Raw genomic sequence first — 17,481 nt, forward strand, 5'->3', positions numbered from 1 at the left:
TAAGTATGAGCTGCTGTAGCGAAGGCTGCGGCAGCTTTTTTGCATGCAAAAAGACCGCCTGCTTCAGCGGGCGGCCTTTAAAATATTTCAGCTATTAAAATGTTTCCAGCAGCTTGTAGCCACGACCGATGAGGAAGGTGGCAGTTTCCGGCTCGTTGGTTTTAAAAACTACTACTGGTTTAACATTGTCGCGGTTAAAGGAAATATACAGATAGGAAATGTCGATGTTGGCACCGTGAATAGCGGAAAGAATGCCGTCCAGGTAACCCGGAGTATCGTTCATCTCTACAGCAATAACCTTGTCCTGACGGCATTGGTAGCCTTCTGCCTTCAGTACTTCGATAGCAGTTTCTGCCTTGTCCACAATCAGGCGCACGATGCCGAATTCCGCGCTGTCATTGGCCAGCATAGTGTAAATATTGATATTGGCTTTAGCAAGAATGGTGGTGATTTTGAACAAACCACCCTCGTTGTTTTCGGTGAATAAAGAAATCTGGTTCAGCATATGTAAAAATCCTCCCTAAATTATCATAAAGCGGGCTGTACTGTTGTCAGTTTTTGCTTGCTTAATAAAAGATTATAGCACAAACTTTGATGAGAAGAAAGAGGCTTTTGTAAAGTTATCTTTACCTGACGCAAGCTATTGTGAAGTGAAAGAGGACAAAAATAATATTTAGCTTTGATTTGAACGCAGAAAAACAGCTTTGATTTGTGATAAATACAATGCTTGCTGAGTCTATTATTCTTTAATGTTTACGTGGTTATTGAGTTTAGGTTAAAACAAACAAAGATTACAAATTGCTTGATTTTTCTTGTAAAAGTGTTATAATATTATTGATAACATATGAGCAAGTTTTGAAATGTTACTCATATAAATAAGCGGAGGTTGATAGTATGGGTATGAAGAAATTATTAGCAGTTTTATTCTCGGCTTTACTGCTTGTAGGCGTTGCAGGCTGCGGCGGCAACAATGCGCAACAGGGCGCGGTAACACAAAAGGTTATGAACGCCAAATCCAAGCAGGATTTTGAGCCTGTGACGGAAGTAAAGGAAGGACGCAAAAACGTCTATGCCGTACTTAAGGTTATGAAGGGTAACTATTGGGAAGAAGTTATCCGCGGCATTAAGGACGGCGCAGCTAAGGCTGACGTTAACGTTTATGTCGGCGGCGTTATGAAGGACGGCGATTGGGAGCTGCAACGCGATATGGTCAAGGAGCTTCCCGGCAAAAAAGCAGATGCAGTGATTCTTGCTCCGGCGGACAGCTCCAATATGACGGCAAGTGCGAAAACACTGCGCGAGCAGAAGTTGCCGGTATTTTTGGTTGATACTGCACTCAGCAGCAATGATTATGATGCAGCCTTCCTTACCGATAACTTGGAAGCTGGTGCCGAGGTTTGCCAGCAAATGGTAGAGCAGATGAAGGCTAGCGGCGTGAAGGAATCCGAGGAGGCAACGGTTCTGGTACATGTCAGCACCTTGGCCAGCACTACGATTTCCGACCGTCTGAACAGCATTATGGCAAACTGGGGTAAATTTGCTTCTGCAAGCTGGAAAATCGAACATGATTATATTATCAACTATGGTGATGAAGCGGGCGCATTTAAGCTGGTTACCGAAAAAATCAAAAACACTCATAATGTTAAAGGCATTATTGCCTGCAACAACGGCTCCACCAATGCAACCGTGGAGGCTGTAATGGCTGCAGGCCGCAAGGATATTGTCGTTACCGGTTTTGACCTTGGTAAAAAGACTTTGCTTGGCCTGGAGGACAAGAACTATAGTATCGCCGTTGCCGTACAGAATCAGTACAAAATGGGCTACGAGGCTGTGATGGCTGCCGCTGCTGCAGCAAAAGATGGCAGCAAGCCTGCACAGAAGCTGGTAAATACCGGTATCCGTATGGCAGATAAAAACAATTATAAAAAATAAATAACAAAAAAGCTTAAGAGCCTTCTGCTTCTGACGCGAAATTCGCCTGATGCAGAAGGCTTTTTAGTCTTTACTTAAATATATGAGGAAGCTTGTGCAGAGAATTTGTTTTTTCCTGTAGTAATGTGTTATAATGAACTATTGGAATAGATATAAGGAGGAACAAAAATGGCTAAGTTAAAAATAGTGATTGCCGGCGCTCCGGTGCTGCGTGAGGTGGCTCAACCGGTAGAGCGTATAGATAAAAAATTGCAGCGTCTGCTGCGTGATATGGCAGAAACAATGTATTCGGCCGACGGCGTAGGCCTGGCAGCACCGCAGGTGGGTGTAAGCAAGCGCGTAGTAGTTATCGACGTAGGCGAAGGCCTGTACGAGCTGATTAACCCTGAGATTGTTAAACGCGAGGGCAAGGTGCTGGGCAGCGAAGGCTGTCTTTCCGTGCCTGATTACGAAGGCGAGGTAGAACGCTCCGAATATGTGGAATGCGAATTCACCGACAAAACCGGCCAACGCATGTTGCTTTCCGCAAGCGGTCTGCTGGCTATTTGCATTCAGCATGAGCTGGACCATCTGGACGGCATTCTGTTCATCGACAAGGCTAAAACCATTTCGCCTAAGCAGAAGGAAAATCCCGAGGATGCTTTAAGATAAATCCTGACCGGGATACGAAAAAAATAGAAAGATATACGGAGGAAAACAAATGCGTATAGTATTTATGGGAACGCCGGATTTCGCAGTAGGCAGTCTGCAGGCGCTGTGTGAAAGCGGCAAGCATGAAATTCTTGCGGTAGTAACTCAGCCGGATCGTCCGAAGGGACGCGGCAACAAGCTGCTGCAAACACCGGTTAAAGAATATGCGCTGGCGCAGGGCCTGACTGTTTACCAGCCGCAAAAGGTAAAAACTCCCGAATTTGTTGAGCTGCTGCACGAGCTGCAGCCGGAGCTGATTGTTGTAGCTGCTTTCGGCCAGTTCTTGAGCAAGGAAATTCTGGAGCTGCCGAAATACGGCTGCATTAACGTACACGCTTCCCTGCTGCCGAAGTATCGCGGTGCGGCGCCGATTCAGTATGCCATCATCAAGGGCGAAAAGGAATCGGGCGTAACGATTATGCAGATGGATATCGGCATGGATACCGGCGCAATGCTGGATAAGGTAGTAGTGCCTATCGAAGAAAATACCACGATGGGCGAGCTGCATTATGCTCTGCGTGAGCAGGGTGCGGCGCTGCTGCTGCAAGTTATCGACAAGATTGCGGCAGGTACTGCCGTTGCGGAACCGCAGGATAACGAACAGGCTACCTATGCAACACTTCTCGACCGCAGCATGGAGCATATCGACTGGAGCAAAACGGCACAGGAGGTACACAACCTTATCCGCGGCTTTAATCCTGCACCCAGCACCTTTACCAAGCTGCCGAACGGCAAGGGCCTGAAAATATGGGGCAGTAAAATGACTGACAAAAACAGCGCTGCTGCTGCCGGTACCGTTATCGAAACCGGCAAGCACAGCTTCTTTGTAGCTTGCGGTGAGGGCGTACTGGAAATCACCGAGGTACAGCCCGAATCCAAAAAACGTATGCCGGCGCAGGTTTTCCTGAACGGCCGCGGTGTACAGGAGGGCGATCTGCTTGCCTGAAGCAGGCTGTAAATTGAAGGAGTAATCTTTTAATGAACGAAGATAGTGTATTTAAGCCCAAAAAACGTATATTTATGGCCTTGACCTCCATTAGTGCCGTATTAGGTGCGCTGATGTTTTATGTGGTCTGGAAGGTAACCTTTCCGGGGCTTTATGAAATCAGCCGTTTCCTGCCGATAATTTTCGGCTTTTTCGGCGTACTGATCGTGCTGGCAATGCTCAGCGGCGTGCTGGGAATTGTCATGGCGCTATTGGGAATACCGGTGCTCAAAATTTTGTATTTTTGGGCGTGGAAGGCGATTAATATTCTCTTCCCCTTTGCGGTAGTACTGGGACGCTTGTTCAATATTCCCCGCGTCCGCATTGAGCAGTCCTTTATCGAGGTAAGCAACAATCTGGTGCTGCAGCATAAGGTGAAGGTGCCTGCCAACCGAATTATGATTTTAACACCGCATTGTATCCAGCTGGATACCTGCGTACATAAGATAACCCGTAATGTAGAGAACTGCCGTCAGTGCGGACGCTGCAGCGTAGGTGCTATGCTGGGGCTGGCGCACAAGTACGGTTGCCATTTTGCTGTGGCCACCGGTGGTACGCTGGCAAGGCAGATGGTTAAGCAGGCAAGGCCGAAAGCTATTGTGGCCGTGGCCTGTGAGCGTGACCTGACCAGCGGCATTCAGGATGTATTTCCGCTGCCGGTGCTGGGCGTTTTAAACGAGCGTCCCTTCGGTCCCTGCTTTAATACACGGGTAGATATCAATAAGCTGGAAGCAGCAATTTTAGCATTTATGGAAGATGATGAGGAAGAAACAAAGCATGCGGAAGGAACAAAAAGCAAATTATCCTGAGAGTGCCCGCGGAGCAGCGGCGCTTTTGGTGCGTATGGTGCTGGAGGACGGCGCTTATACGAATATCGCGCTGAACCAGTATCTGCGCGGCAGCAGACTGAGCGATCTTGACAGAAGGCTGGCAACGGAGCTGGTATACGGCACGGTAAAGGCCAGCGGTACGCTTGACTGGTATCTGGCGCAGTGTGTCAGCCGTCCGCTGGACAAGGTGGCCGGTGATATTCTGGCGATACTGCGCATCAGCACCTACCAGCTGCTGTATATGACGCGCATTCCTGCGTCGGCGGCAGTAAACGAGGCTGTGAAGCTGGCGCGCTCCGTGAGCCATGAGGGCAGCGCCAAGTTCGTCAACGGCGTTCTGCGCGGTCTGCTGCGTAAGCAGGAAGCAGGAGCATTCGTCCTGCCTGATACCGAAAAGCAGGATGCCGATTATCTGTCGCTGCAGTATTACCATCCGCGCTGGCTGGTGAAGCGCTGGCTGGGACCGTGGGGACGCGGCGGTACCGAACGCCTGCTGGCGTTTGATAATACGGCTGCGCCGGTGTGCCTGCGTGTTAATACGCTGGTGACTACGCGCGACAAGCTGTTGGCGGATCTGACGGAAATGGGTGCGCAGGTGCATGCTTCCGAATGGAGTCCCTACGGCATTGTGGCAGAGCATCTGCCGTCGCTGCATACGCTTCTGGCAGCACTGCCTCAGCATTTTTATATTCAGGATGAAAGCTCTATGCTGGTAGCGCCGGTGCTGGCGCCGCAGCCCGGAATGCGCGTGCTGGATATGTGCAGCGCTCCCGGCGGCAAGGCAACGCACGTGGCACAGCTTATGCAGGATAAGGGCGAGGTTATCGCCTGCGACATCCACGAGCATAAGCTGGAGCTGATTGCCGAAAACGCTGCCCGTCTGGGCATGAAGAGCGTCAAAGCACTGCGGAACGATGCTCTGCAGCTGCGCAGCGAATGGCTGGGCGTGTTTGACAGAGTTTTGGTTGATGCACCCTGCTCCGGTCTGGGTGTGCTGCGTCGCCGTGCGGAAGCACGCTGGCGCAAGCAACGCAAGGATCTGAAGCTGTTCCCGCCGTTGCAGCTGGCAATTTTAAAGAATGCCGCACAGTATGTGAAGGACGGCGGCACGATGGTTTACAGCACCTGCACGATTGAGCAGAGCGAAAACCATTATCTGGTGGAAGAGTTTTTAACGCAGCATCCCGAATGGCAGCGCGTGGAATTCACACATCCGCTGACGGGTGAGCAGGTACAGGAGCTGCAGCTTCTGCCGCAGAATGACGGCATCGACGGCTTTTATATCTGTAAGCTGATGAAAAAGCAGTAATATAGAGGTAAGAGAATGCAAGATATTTTTGCTTTACCAATAGAAGAATTACAGGATTTGTTTGTGGCAGCAGGACTGAAAAAGTTCCGTGCCAAGCAGGTATTTCAATGGCTGTACCAAAAGTCGGTCTTTGATTTTACCGCTATGCACAACCTGAGCAAGGCCGATATTGCCGTGCTGCAGGAAAAATTCACCGTGTTGCCGCACAGTCTGGAAATTTTGCGTGAGCAGAATTCCTCCGACGGCATGACGAGTAAGCTGCTTTTGGGCTTGCCGGACGGCAATTCGGTAGAAACGGTTCTGATGCACCATGATTACGGCTACAGCGTGTGCGTTTCCAGCCAGGTCGGCTGCGATATGCACTGCGCTTTCTGTGCCAGCGGCCTGAAGGGTGCTGTACGCAACCTGACGGCGGCAGAAATCGTGGCGCAGGTTTACCTGTTCAACGAGCGTCTGCGTGAGCAGGGAGCAATGGTGAGCAGAGTGGTGGTCATGGGCAGCGGTGAACCGATGCTGAATTTTGACAGCGTTTTGCAGGCGCTGGATTTTCTGCATCGCGAGGACACCTGCAACATGAGCTACCGTAATATGACGATTTCCACCTGCGGCATCATTCCGGGTATTAAACGCCTGGAGGAGCAGGGCAAGCCGATAAATCTGGCAATTTCACTGCACGCAGTCAAAAACGAGCTGCGTACGGCGCTGATGCCTGTCAACAAGGGTTATCCCTTCGTGGATGTGCTGACAGCTGCCGAAAGCTACAGCAAAGCCAGCGGCAGGCAGATAACATATGAATATATTATGTTGAAGGGAAAAAATGACAGTCCGCAGGACGCGGAGCTTTTGAGCAATTACCTGCGCTATAAGCAGGCATCCGTTAATCTGATACCGGCCAACCCGGTACCGGAGCAGGGCTTTGAGCGCCCGTCCAAAGCGGCAGTAGAACGCTTTTTGCGCATCCTGCAGAAAAACAGGATTAACGCTACCGTTCGTAAGGAGATGGGCAAGGATATTGATGCGGCCTGCGGTCAGCTGCGGGCTAAATTTGCCAAGGAACAGGAGCAAAAATAATGCAGGTAATCAGCAGAACCCATGTGGGCCTGGTCAGAGAGAATAATGAAGATGCGCTGCTGGTGCGTGAGCCCTCTCTTTTTGCCGTTGCCGACGGCATGGGAGGCTATGCGGCAGGAGAAATTGCCAGCAGGTCTACTATTAAAGCCTTTGAGGCTGCAACACATAGCCTGCGCCATGAGCAGAAGGAACAGAATATCCGTAAGGTTATGCTGGAGGCCTTTGACAAGGCTAATACGCACGTTTTTAAAATGGCGGTGAGCAATGAAAGCTATTCCGGCATGGGAACGACGATGACGGCGCTTTATCTGCCGGGGGATGGGCACGGCTACTGCTGCCATGTAGGCGACAGCAGATTGTATCTGTTCCGCAACGACAAGCTGGAGCAGCTGACGCATGACCATACACTGGTAGCGGATTTAAAGGAACAGGGAAAAATTACGGACGAGGAAGCCTTTGTACATCCGCAGCGTAATATTTTGCTGCAAGCCCTGGGTGTCGAGGAAACAGTCAATGCTGATTTCTTCAGCTTCCGTCTGCAGGAGGGTGACAGGCTGCTGCTGTGCAGCGATGGTCTGTCCGACATGCTGCGTGCAGCCGAAATCAGCCGGATTATCGGCTGTGCCGATCCGGAGCAGGCTGCTGACAAACTGCTGGAGCAGAGCCTGGACAACGGCGGACGCGATAATGTGTCTCTGATTCTGATTGATTTAACTACGCAGGGGGAGGAAAGCTGTAATGGATAAAAATGGCAAGACCATCTTGAACGGACGCTATGAGATTATTCGTCCGATTGGCTATGGCGGTATGGCCGAAGTCTTTTTGGCCCACGACCAGCTTTTGGACCGTAATGTAGCCGTGAAAATGCTGCGCGACCAGTTCCTGGGGGACAATGAGCTGCTGGAGCAGTTCCGCAGAGAAGCAAAATCCGCGGCGCGTCTGGTGCATCCGTATATTATCAATATCTATGATGTTGTATCGGAAGGCAGCAATCAGTATATAGTTATGGAATATGTTGACGGTGTTACTCTGAAGGAGTATATGCAGGAGCATAAGCTGAGCCTGAATACTGTGCTGGAAATCGCTGTGCGACTTGCCGATGCACTGCAGCATGCTCACAGCCATAACATTATTCACTGTGACATCAAGCCGCAGAATATTTTAATTGACAAAAATATGAATCCGAAAATCGCTGATTTCGGCATTGCCAAAATGGTCACGAACCAGACGATGGTTTATTCCAAATCAGTGATGGGTTCTGTGCATTATATTTCTCCGGAGCAGGCCTGCGGCGGTAAGATTACTGCCAGCAGCGATGTCTATTCTTTGGGTATAGTGCTCTTCGAAATGCTTACGGGTGAGGTTCCCTACGTCGGCACAACGGCGGTTTCGGTTGCTATGATGCATGTAGAAAAGCCTGTGCCGCAGCTGAAGGACTATATGGAAAATGTTCCCGAGGGCATGCAGGAGATTATGGACAAGGCGTTGGCAAAGCGTTGTGAGGACAGATATGCTAACGCCGGACAGATGCGACACGATTTGTTGAACCTGAAGATGAAGCTCTTCCCGTTCAGCAGCGAGGACTATCATCAGGAGCTGGGCGCGGTGAAGCCTAACGGCAATGTTGTCGATAACCGTGATGACGGTGCTACGGTAATTATGAAGCCGGTGCGCAGTGAGCTGCCGCCGAAGCAGGTAACTCCGGCTGTAACAGAAGAGCCGGAAAAAATTCAGGAAAAGCAGGAAGCAATGCCTTCCGGAAAAACAGGGGATGAAAAACCAGTGGTTAAGAAAAAGCTGAATTATACCAAACTGATAGTAATGATTACTGCTGCTGTAGTAGCAATTTCGCTGGTAGCGCACTTTATCTTCAACCGCAATCTGGCGGAAATTGCAGTGCCTAATGTTACCAATATGACGGTAGTAGAAGCACAGAAGCTGCTGGAGGAAAAGCAGTTTAAGGTAGAGCTGGAGGAAAAATACGGCGATCCTGATAAGTTTAAGCCCGGTACTGTTATGGAGCAGTCCCCGAAGGCCGGCGAAAAACGTAAGCAGGGCAGCCTTATTATCCTGACCATCTGTAAGGGCGCGGAGCTGAAGGCTGTGCCTGATGTTACAGGCATGTCGCTGTCGAAGGCGGAGCAGCAGCTGGCGGATGCAGGCTTTAAGGTCGGTAAGGTGACGCGCAAGCATGTGGACGGCGGTAAAATCGGCGCTGTTCTCAGCCAGTCGCCGAAGGGCCTGGACAAGGCTCCCAAAGGAACTGCCATCGATTTGGTAATCAACGAAGGCGACAAGCCGGTTCCGAATATTATCGGCAAATCCATTGACGAAGCTAAGGGCATGCTGGAGCAGGCAGGTCTGAAGCTGGGTGAAATCAAAAAGGTTCAGGATGCCAGCGCCAAGAAGAATATAGTTCTGGCCTGCAACCCGGGTGTAGGCAGTAACCTTAACGACGGCGCGGCTGTAGCGATTACCGTAGCTGCCGGCGGCGATAAGAAGAGCGCCTACGTTGACTTTGTCGTACCGAGCGGTAAACCTGCCAACGTACGCATTGTGCTGACGGATGACAACGGCACGGCAACGCTGTACAGCGGTACACAAAACGGCAGCGTGCGTCTGCGTCAGAAGGTGGAATATGCAGGCAATGCCAAGGTACAGTTCATCTGTGACGGCAAGCTCATTTCCGAAAGGAACCTGTAAACATGGCAGAGCTGCAGGGCAGAGTCCTGAAAAATTATAACGGCTATTATTACCTGAAGGTTGAGGGCGAAAGCGAGCCCTATACCTGTAAGGTAAAGGGGAAAATGAAGAAAAACCGTTTTTCGCTGGCAACAGGCGATATCGCCGGCTTTGAGGTAAGCAGCAGCGAAAAACGCGAGGGGATGATTACCGGCGTGCTGCCGCGTAGAAACTTTCTGCCACGCCCTACGCTGGCTAACCTGGATTTGTTTGTGGCAGCCTTTGCCTGTGCTGCGCCGGATTTCAGCTTTCTGCTGGCAGATAAGCTGCTGGCGTTGGCAGAGCTGGCGAAAATTCCTGCAATTTTGGTGCTCAACAAGGAGGATAATGCTCCTGCGGGCCTGATTGAGCAGGTGAAGGCTGTTTATGAGCCTATCGGTTACGAGGTTTATACTCTGTCGGCACAGAACGGCACCGGCGTGGAGGCTCTGCGTGAGCGTCTGCGTGGTAAAATCTGCGCTTTTGGCGGACCTTCGGGCGTAGGCAAATCGTCTACTATCAACGCTATCGACAGCAGCGTTGACCTGCGCACGGGCGAGGTTAGCGAAAAAATCGGCCGTGGCAAGCATACTACACGCTATGCACAGCTGCTGCCGTTTGACGAAGGCTATATTGCGGACACGCCGGGCTTCGGCAATCTGCTGCTGGAGGGCCTGACAGCCGAAATGGTGCTGGCCTCCTTCCGTGAGTTTGCCGATTATGAGGCAGGCTGCAGGTTCTGTCCCTGCACGCATACGCATGAGCCTGTCTGCGGTGTAAAGGATGCTGTGGCTGCAGGAAAGATTTCTGCCAGCCGTTATGAATCATATTTGACAATGTTAGCAGAGGTAAAACTCCTGCAAGAGAAAGAGGGAAGAAAATGATGATTAAAGTTGCTCCATCAATTTTATCTGCCGATTTTGCATATCTGGCGGACGAAATCAAAAAAATTGAAGCTGCCGGTGCCGACTGGGTACACATCGATGTTATGGACGGCCAGTTTGTACCTAACCTGACCTTCGGTGCTCCTGTAGTGAAAAAAATCCGTAAGGTAACCGACCTGTTTTTCGACTGCCATCTGATGGTAGAAAATCCGGAAAAATACATTGCCGATTTCAAGGCTGCCGGTGCCGACCAGATTGTTGTGCATGTAGAAACCACCAAGCATCTGCACCGCTGCATCCAGCAGATTAAGGCTGAGGGCATGAAGGCCGGCGTTGCGCTGAATCCCGCTACCAGCCTGGGTACGGTAGAAGAAATTCTGCCTTACGTTGATATGGTACTGCTGATGACCGTTAACCCCGGCTTCGGCGGCCAGAGCTTTATTGAAGGCGTAGTTCCGAAGATTGAGCGCCTGCATGCGATGATTACCGAGCGCGGCCTGAATGTGGATATTCAGGTTGACGGCGGCGTTAATGCCGAAACCTCAAAGCTGGTGAAGGCTGCCGGTGCCAACGTATTGGTAGCAGGCTCCTATGTTTACGGTGCTGAAGATACCGCTGCCGCTATTGCCAGCCTGAAATAGTATTCAGTGATTAGTGAACAGTAAATAGTGTTCGGAAAATAAGAAACACCGTCCTTTCCTGTTATCTGCAAAATTGCAGACTGGGAAGGACGGTTTTGTTTTGCTTTGGGTGTTATTTTTTTTCGCTATCGTTGGCTTTTTGCCAGATATACCATACTGCGAGTGAGCGCCAGGGGCGCCAGGTTTCCGTAAGCGTATTGATTTTGCCGCGTTTGGGAATTTCGCTCAGATTAAGCATTTTTTGCAGCTCTTTCTTGAAGATAAAGTCGGAACTGGGTACAACGTCCGTGCGGCACAGAGCCAGCAGCAGAAACATTTCGATAGTCCATTGGCCGAGGCCGCGGATTTGCATCAGCTGCTTGGTAATCTGGCCGTCGGTCATATCGTCGAACTTATCCATAGTTACGCTGCCGTTGATCACTGCTTCGGCAAAGCTGCGCAGGTAATCTATCTTTTGCTTAACAAGACCGATACTGAGCAGGTCCTCGGCGGAAGCAGCAAGTACTGCCTGCGGCGTAATAGGATTGCCGGTGAGGCCTTCGAGCTTTTTCATCAGCTGTTGGCTGACATCAGGCGGCAGCTGTTGGGCAATAATACCGGTCAGTAATATAGTAAAATAAACCTCTTTAGATTTTGGTTTTAACGGACAGGGCGAATAACGGTCAACTAACGGGGCGAGCTCTGGAACGTTTTCACGCAGATAGCGGTCACCGACGGACCAATCTGGGGTTTGGCACATAAGCATCCTCCTTTTATTTACTTCATTACAATATTATAATACGAAAACGGCGGTTAGACAAACGAAAAAATGCGAAATAATAGCAATAAAAGCAGTTTTCTATGAACGAAGTCGTTTGGATTTGCTTTTTCTTTAAATCATGAAGAAAAATAAAAAACGGCGGCAACGCAGATTAATATTTGCACTTTTTTCTTCAAAGCTGTATAATTAATCTGATTGACAATCTATATTTGTAATTAAAATGTAAGGAGACGATGAAATGTCTGAAGTCAGAGTAAGATTTGCTCCCAGTCCTACTGGGTATTTACATATTGGTGGTGCGCGTACTGCGCTGTTTAACTGGCTGTTTGCCCGCAAAATGGGCGGCAAGCTGATTCTGCGTATCGAGGATACCGATATTGAACGCCTGAAAGAGGATTCCGTAAGCCAAATCCTTACCAGCCTGAAATGGTTGGGCATCAATTGGGATGAAGGCCCGGAGGCCGGCGGCGAATACGGTCCTTACTATCAGTCCGAGCGCTTTGATATTTACAAAAAATATGCTCAGCAGCTGCTGGACGAAGGCAAAGCATACTACTGCTTCTGCACTACCGAGGATCTGGCTGCACAACGTGAAAAACAACGCGCTGCTAAGCAACCGTTCCGCTATGCACGTACCTGCCGTGATATTCCGGCAGAGGAGGCTAAAGCACGCATCGCTGCAGGCGAACCGTATTCCATCCGTATCAAGATTCCTGCCGAAGGCAGTATCACCGTGCATGATCTGATTCATGGCGAAGTTACCTTTAACATGGACCAGTTTGATGATTTCGTAATTGTAAAATCCAACGGTATTCCTACCTATAACTTCGCTGTTTGTGTCGATGACCATCTGATGGGCATGACTCACGTACTGCGCGCTGAGGAGCATCTTTCCAACACTCCGAAGCAGCTGCTGGTTTACGAAGCACTGGGCTGGGAACCGCCTAAGTTCGGTCATATGCCGATGATTCTGGCTATGGATCGTTCCAAGCTGAGTAAACGTCATGGTGCAACCTCTGTTGAAGAATTCCGCAGCCAAGGCTATCTGCCGGAAGCTATCATCAACTATCTGACTCTGCTTGGTTGGGGCCCCGGCGATGAACGCGAAATCTTCACTCTGGAAGAAACCGTTAAGCTGTTTGAGCTGGAGCAGATGAGCAAAAAGGCTGCTATTTATGACACCAAAAAGCTCACCTGGATGAACGGCCAATATCTGTCCGAGCTGCCGCTGGAAAAAATTCTGCCGGATGCTAAGCCCTTCTTCGTTAAAGACGGCCTGGTAACCGAAGAATGGTTCAACGATGCTGCCAACGAAGCATACTTTGAAAAGCTCGTAGACGTTGTACGTGTACGCGTTAAAACTCTGCAGGAGGTTGCCGATGCTTCAACATACTTCTTCAAGGATGTTGAAGAATATGATGAAAAGGGTGTAGCTAAGCACTTCAAGGCAGAAAATATTCCTGTACTGGAGCAGTGCATTGCAGCAATTAAGGCTGATGATGTATATGACCTGGCTTCTACCGAAGCAGCATACAATAAGATTGCTGCCGACAACGGTCTGGCTCTGGGCAAGGTTATCCATCCGACTCGTCTGGCTCTGACCGGACGCACCGTAAGCCCCGGTATGTTTGACGTTATGGTTCTGCTGGGCAAGGAAAGAACTTTGGCACGTCTGGAAAAGGCTGTTGAGTTCATTAAAAGTTTATGATTGTAAAATAGCGATTGGCGGCTAGTTTTAGCGCGATTGCTTTAATTAAGCAGGAGGGCTTTTCTTCCTGCTTAATTTTTACCAAGAGATTCAAGGCTTGGAACATTGTTTTTGGAAAGGAGCTGCAGGCTATGAAAATCCTGTTGACAACATTATTATGCTTATGCTTATCTCTGCCGGTTCTGGCAGACCAGCAGACTACGGTGCTTACCGAACAGACCTCTGTCGGCAAGGCAACGGCAATGCTGCCCTACATCGACGGCAGTAATTCCGCAGAGCTGGAAAAACAGGCCAACGCTTTGGTACGCGACGCTGCAGCTAAGCTGGTCAAGGAGGTAGGCGGTCAGGGAAGTGTAACCTATAAGGTGATGCTGAACCGTCCTAGCCTGGTAAGCCTGCTGCTGGAGGCAGACAACGGCGGACGCAAGGCGTACACCGGACTGAATCTTGATCTGACAACCGGCAAGGAGTTCGAGGTTACGTATTTCTTTGTAGATAACGATAACGTAAAAAATGCTTTGGGCAATTATGATAACGTGCTTTTCGGCGAAGAGGGCTTGTTTGTGCGCAGCAAGAAAAATGCTGCCTACAGTAGCTTTGTACCCTACAGGGATGTAGTTACCTCCCTGCGCATCGGCGAAGCGGGACGCCTGCTGCAGCTGGCGAAAATTACCGATAAGGCTGCAGGCAAAACACTGCGTCTGCCTGCAAGCGGACTTATGGCGTTGAAGCTGGACAGCAATCCTTCCACCGGCTACGGCTGGCAATTCAGCTGCAGCTCACCGGCAGTAAGCAAGGTAGGCAGCTCGTTTACCATTCCGCGCGCTGATGAGGAAAGAATGGGTGCGCCCGGCGTTGAAATTCTGGTGCTGGCGGTTACTAAGCCCGGTACCTACAATATCCGCATGGATTACAAGCGCTCTTGGGAAAAAATGAGCCTGCAAAGCTTTAACTTTATCGTTATCGCAGAATAAGCTAGAGGATGTGTTTATGGAAAAAGCATCAGTTTCTGTAAAAATATATAATAGTACCTATGCATTAACGACCTCTGCTTCCGAAGAACAGGTGCTGAAAATAGCAGCAGAGGTAGACAGAAGAATGCAGGAGCTGGCAGAAAGCAAAAAGCTGCTGCAGACAGATAAAATAGCCATCTGGACGGCGCTCGACCTGGCTGCAGACAGACTGGAGCTGCAGGAAAAATACGCTGCGCTGCAGCAGGAAATGCAGCAGCAATCTGTGGCGGCGGAGCAGAAAATGCAGGAAAAATGCGCTGCGATGGAGCAGGAGCTGCAGCAAAAGTGCGCAGCAGCGGAGCAGAAAATACAGGAAAAATATGCTGCGCTCGAGCAGGAAATGCAGCAAAGAAATGCTGTGCTGGTAGAAGAGCTGCAAAGCCTGCAGGCCAGATACGACAGACTGCTGGCAGCAGTGCGTGAAAGGTAGATAACATATGGAAAAGAAAACAATAGAACTGCTTGCTCCCGCAGGCAGCTGGGAAGCATTGGAGGCAGCGGTAAACGCCGGCGCCGATGCTGTATATATGGGCGGTAAAGCCTTTGGCGCACGTGCCTATGCCAGCAATTTTGATGAAGAGGAAATGGCTAAGGCGGTGTATTTTGCGCATATGCACCATGTGCGCCTGTATATTACCGTCAATACGTTGGTTGATGACAGCGAGCTGGAGGCTTTATCCGCTTACCTGCTGTTTTTGAATAACGTAGGCGTAGACGGACTTATTGTGCAGGACTTGGGCGTTATACGTCTGGCGCAGAAAATTGTGCCGGAGCTGCCGCTGCATGCCAGCACGCAGATGAGCATTACCAACAGCAGCGGTGTAGACTTTGCTATGGGCGCAGGCATGGAGCGCAGCGTATTGGCGCGCGAGCTGAGCCTGAAGGAAATCGGTGCAGCCTGCAGCCGCGGCAGTGAAATCGAAACCTTTATTCACGGTGCTCTGTGCGTATGCTACAGCGGACAATGCCTGATGAGCAGTCTTATCGGCGGCCGCAGCGGTAACCGCGGACGCTGTGCCCAGCCTTGCCGTTTACCGTATAAGCTGCTCAACGCGAAGGATGAAGATATGCTGCAGGGCAAGGATGCAGGCCAGTATCTGCTGAGCCCGAAGGATATGAATACCTTGAGCATTCTGCCGCAGCTGATTGACGCAGGCGTTGTGTCCTACAAAATCGAAGGACGCATGAAGCGCCCGGAATATGTTGCGGTAGTAGTAGATGCTTACCGCCGGGCGATTGACAGCTATCTTGCCGGTGACTATAACGTGCCGGAAGAAGATTTGGCGAATATCGAGCAAATCTTCAATCGTGACTTTACCACCGCTTATTTGGAGCGTCGTCCCGGTCGCACAATGATGAGCGACCGCCGTCCCAACAACCGCGGTGTGCTTATCGGCCGTGTAGCTAAGCTGGATAAAAACCGCAATAAGGCAGTTATCAAGCTGGATAAGGAGCTGCATCTGGGTGACGGACTGGAATTCTGGGTAAGCGTAGGCGGACGTGTAGGCACAACCGTTACGGATATGCTGTGCGGCGGCAATAGCGTGCAGAGCGCGGCCCCTGGCCGGCAGGTAACGATTGACGTGCCTAACGGTGTACGCTTGAATGACCGTGTTTTCCGTACTCTCGACAGCAGACTGATGAGCTATGCGCAGCAGTTCTTCGGACCGGACGCAAAAAAACGTATTCCGGTAGATGCCGTAGTTACTGCACGTCTGGGCGAGCCTATGACCGTTACGCTGACGGATGATGAAGGCAACGTCGGCTACGGCGAAACCGATTTTATCGTAGAGGCAGCACGCAAGCGTGCGCTGGATGAGGCCGGTGTGCGCAAGCAGCTGGACCGCCTCGGTACGACCGAATATTTCCTGAACAGCCTGTGCTTTGAGCATGACGAAAATGTCATGGTGCCGATGAGCGAAATGAACGAAGCACGCCGTATGGCATGCGAGGCACTGGATGCAGCGCGTCTGAATGCCTTCGCACCGGCGCGCACAGCGGTGCACAGCTTCAGCGAGCAATTAGTGCCGCAGGCACATAAGGCCAAGCAGCATGAATCCGTTCTGGTAGTGCATTGCGACAGCGTTGAGAAGGTCAATGCTGCGCTGCAGGCAGGTGCTGAACGCATTCTCTTCGGCGGTGACTGCTTTAACCATCAGCTGCCGTCCGAGGCGGATTATGCCAAGGCTGCCAAGCTGGTGCGCAAGGCAGGCCGTCAGCTGGCCTTTGCTACACCGCGTATCATCAAGGAAGCACAGCTGGCATATTTCGACAAGCTCTTTACCCTGTGGGAGGAGATGCAGCCTGATTTTGTTTATATCAACAACAACGGCTTGTGGCCTTTGGCGAAGAAGCATGCTGCGCTTAATTTGGTAGCAGATATGTCTTTGAACATCTTCAACAGCCAGACACTGCAGTTCTGGCAGGAACAGGGCGCTGCAGGTGCAGTGCTCAGCCCCGAGCTGACCATGGCGCAGGTAGAGCATCTTGTGAGCGTCAGCCCGTTGCCGTTGGAGTGCATGATTCAGGGACGTTTGGAAATGATGGTTTCCGAATACTGTGTAGGCGGCAGCTTCCTGGGTGCGCTGGATAAGGGTGCCTGCAAGTTTAACTGTGCAGAGCCTTTGTTCTTGGGTGACCGCAAGGATGCACGCTTCCCGATTGTTACGGACCAGTTCTGCCGCATGCATATTCTGAATGCGCATGAGCTTTCGATGACTGCCAATGTGCAGCACATGGCGGAAGCAGGCGTAGCGGCGCTGAGAATTGACGGCCGTGATTACGATGCGGCACGTCTGGGCGAACTTGTGGCGCTGTACCGCAAGATTCTCGGCGGTGCGGTGGAGGCACCGGAAAATCTGCCGGGTACTACAAGAGGCCACTATTTCAGAGGCGTAATGTAAAAGCAAATGTCAGCTTGCGAAGCTGAATAAATTG

16 protein-coding genes are annotated in these 17,481 nt (G+C 50.7%); 14 read left to right on the forward strand and 2 right to left on the reverse strand.

All coding sequences use genetic code 11. The features are described from left to right. Positions 1–94: 94 nt before the first annotated feature. Positions 95–505: an amino acid-binding protein gene (locus M5E81_RS04775; protein WP_009145211.1), complete on the reverse strand. Its 411-nt coding sequence runs from the start codon at positions 503–505 to the stop codon at positions 95–97. 389 nt (positions 506–894) lie between these two features. Here M5E81_RS04775 and M5E81_RS04780 point away from each other — a divergent pair, with 389 nt between their 5' ends. The 10 genes from M5E81_RS04780 to rpe all read left to right on the forward strand — a co-directional run bounded on the left by M5E81_RS04780 (position 895) and on the right by rpe (position 11,063). Continuing rightward, positions 895–1,932, forward strand: coding sequence for a substrate-binding domain-containing protein (locus M5E81_RS04780; protein ID WP_249748000.1), 1,038 nt, complete (start codon positions 895–897; stop codon positions 1,930–1,932). A 168-nt stretch (positions 1,933–2,100) separates the two neighbouring features. After that, a complete protein-coding gene (def, locus tag M5E81_RS04785; RefSeq protein WP_009145214.1) occupies positions 2,101–2,583 on the forward strand; it encodes a peptide deformylase in 483 nt (160 codons plus the stop codon). Positions 2,584–2,632: 49 nt separating this feature from the next. After that, positions 2,633–3,568 carry a methionyl-tRNA formyltransferase gene (gene fmt / locus M5E81_RS04790; RefSeq protein ID WP_009145215.1) on the forward strand — a complete coding sequence of 312 codons (936 nt, stop codon included), beginning with the start codon at positions 2,633–2,635 and terminating at the stop codon, positions 3,566–3,568. A gap of 32 nt (positions 3,569–3,600) precedes the next feature. Further along, a complete protein-coding gene (locus M5E81_RS04795; protein WP_009145216.1) occupies positions 3,601–4,416 on the forward strand; it encodes a DUF116 domain-containing protein in 816 nt (271 codons plus the stop codon). Beyond that, positions 4,385–5,746, forward strand: coding sequence for a 16S rRNA (cytosine(967)-C(5))-methyltransferase RsmB (gene rsmB / locus M5E81_RS04800; protein ID WP_249748001.1), 1,362 nt, complete (start codon positions 4,385–4,387; stop codon positions 5,744–5,746). Before M5E81_RS04795 ends, rsmB begins: the two co-directional genes overlap by 32 nt. 15 nt (positions 5,747–5,761) lie before the next feature. Beyond that, positions 5,762–6,817: a dual-specificity RNA methyltransferase RlmN gene (gene rlmN, locus M5E81_RS04805; RefSeq protein ID WP_249748002.1), complete on the forward strand. Its 1,056-nt coding sequence runs from the start codon at positions 5,762–5,764 to the stop codon at positions 6,815–6,817. Then, positions 6,817–7,563 carry a Stp1/IreP family PP2C-type Ser/Thr phosphatase gene (locus M5E81_RS04810; RefSeq protein ID WP_249748003.1) on the forward strand — a complete coding sequence of 249 codons (747 nt, stop codon included), beginning with the start codon at positions 6,817–6,819 and terminating at the stop codon, positions 7,561–7,563. Before rlmN ends, M5E81_RS04810 begins: the two co-directional genes overlap by 1 nt. Then, positions 7,556–9,520 carry a Stk1 family PASTA domain-containing Ser/Thr kinase gene (pknB, locus tag M5E81_RS04815; RefSeq protein WP_249748004.1) on the forward strand — a complete coding sequence of 655 codons (1,965 nt, stop codon included), beginning with the start codon at positions 7,556–7,558 and terminating at the stop codon, positions 9,518–9,520. Before M5E81_RS04810 ends, pknB begins: the two co-directional genes overlap by 8 nt. Before the next feature lie 2 nt (positions 9,521–9,522). Beyond that, a complete protein-coding gene (rsgA, locus tag M5E81_RS04820; RefSeq protein ID WP_249748005.1) occupies positions 9,523–10,422 on the forward strand; it encodes a ribosome small subunit-dependent GTPase A in 900 nt (299 codons plus the stop codon). Beyond that, positions 10,422–11,063 (forward strand): ribulose-phosphate 3-epimerase, encoded by a 642-nt coding sequence (gene rpe / locus M5E81_RS04825; RefSeq protein WP_040565025.1) that lies wholly within the window; start codon positions 10,422–10,424, stop codon positions 11,061–11,063. Before rsgA ends, rpe begins: the two co-directional genes overlap by 1 nt. Before the next feature lie 112 nt (positions 11,064–11,175). On the opposite strand, the gene M5E81_RS04830 is transcribed toward rpe, so the two are convergent. Continuing rightward, positions 11,176–11,802, reverse strand: a complete 627-nt coding sequence (locus tag M5E81_RS04830; RefSeq protein ID WP_040565018.1) for a DNA-3-methyladenine glycosylase family protein — start codon at positions 11,800–11,802, stop codon at positions 11,176–11,178. Positions 11,803–12,061: 259 nt separating this feature from the next. Here M5E81_RS04830 and gltX point away from each other — a divergent pair, with 259 nt between their 5' ends. The 4 genes from gltX (at position 12,062) to M5E81_RS04850 (ending at position 17,447) form a co-directional block, all read left to right on the forward strand. Then, positions 12,062–13,531, forward strand: a complete 1,470-nt coding sequence (gltX, locus tag M5E81_RS04835) for a glutamate--tRNA ligase (RefSeq protein WP_009145224.1) — start codon at positions 12,062–12,064, stop codon at positions 13,529–13,531. 131 nt (positions 13,532–13,662) lie between these two features. Next, a complete protein-coding gene (locus M5E81_RS04840; RefSeq protein ID WP_148495321.1) occupies positions 13,663–14,505 on the forward strand; it encodes a protease inhibitor I42 family protein in 843 nt (280 codons plus the stop codon). Between the two features lie 16 nt (positions 14,506–14,521). Then, on the forward strand, positions 14,522–14,974 hold the full coding sequence (locus M5E81_RS04845) for a cell division protein ZapA (RefSeq protein ID WP_009145226.1): 453 nt from the start codon (positions 14,522–14,524) through the stop codon (positions 14,972–14,974). Positions 14,975–14,981: 7 nt separating this feature from the next. Next, complete coding sequence (locus M5E81_RS04850) at positions 14,982–17,447, forward strand: U32 family peptidase (protein WP_009145227.1); 2,466 nt, start codon at positions 14,982–14,984, stop codon at positions 17,445–17,447. The last annotated feature ends 34 nt before the right edge of the window (positions 17,448–17,481 follow it).

The sequence above is a fragment of the Phascolarctobacterium succinatutens genome, from assembly GCF_023497905.1.
GTDB lineage: Bacteria > Bacillota > Negativicutes > Acidaminococcales > Acidaminococcaceae > Phascolarctobacterium_A > Phascolarctobacterium_A succinatutens.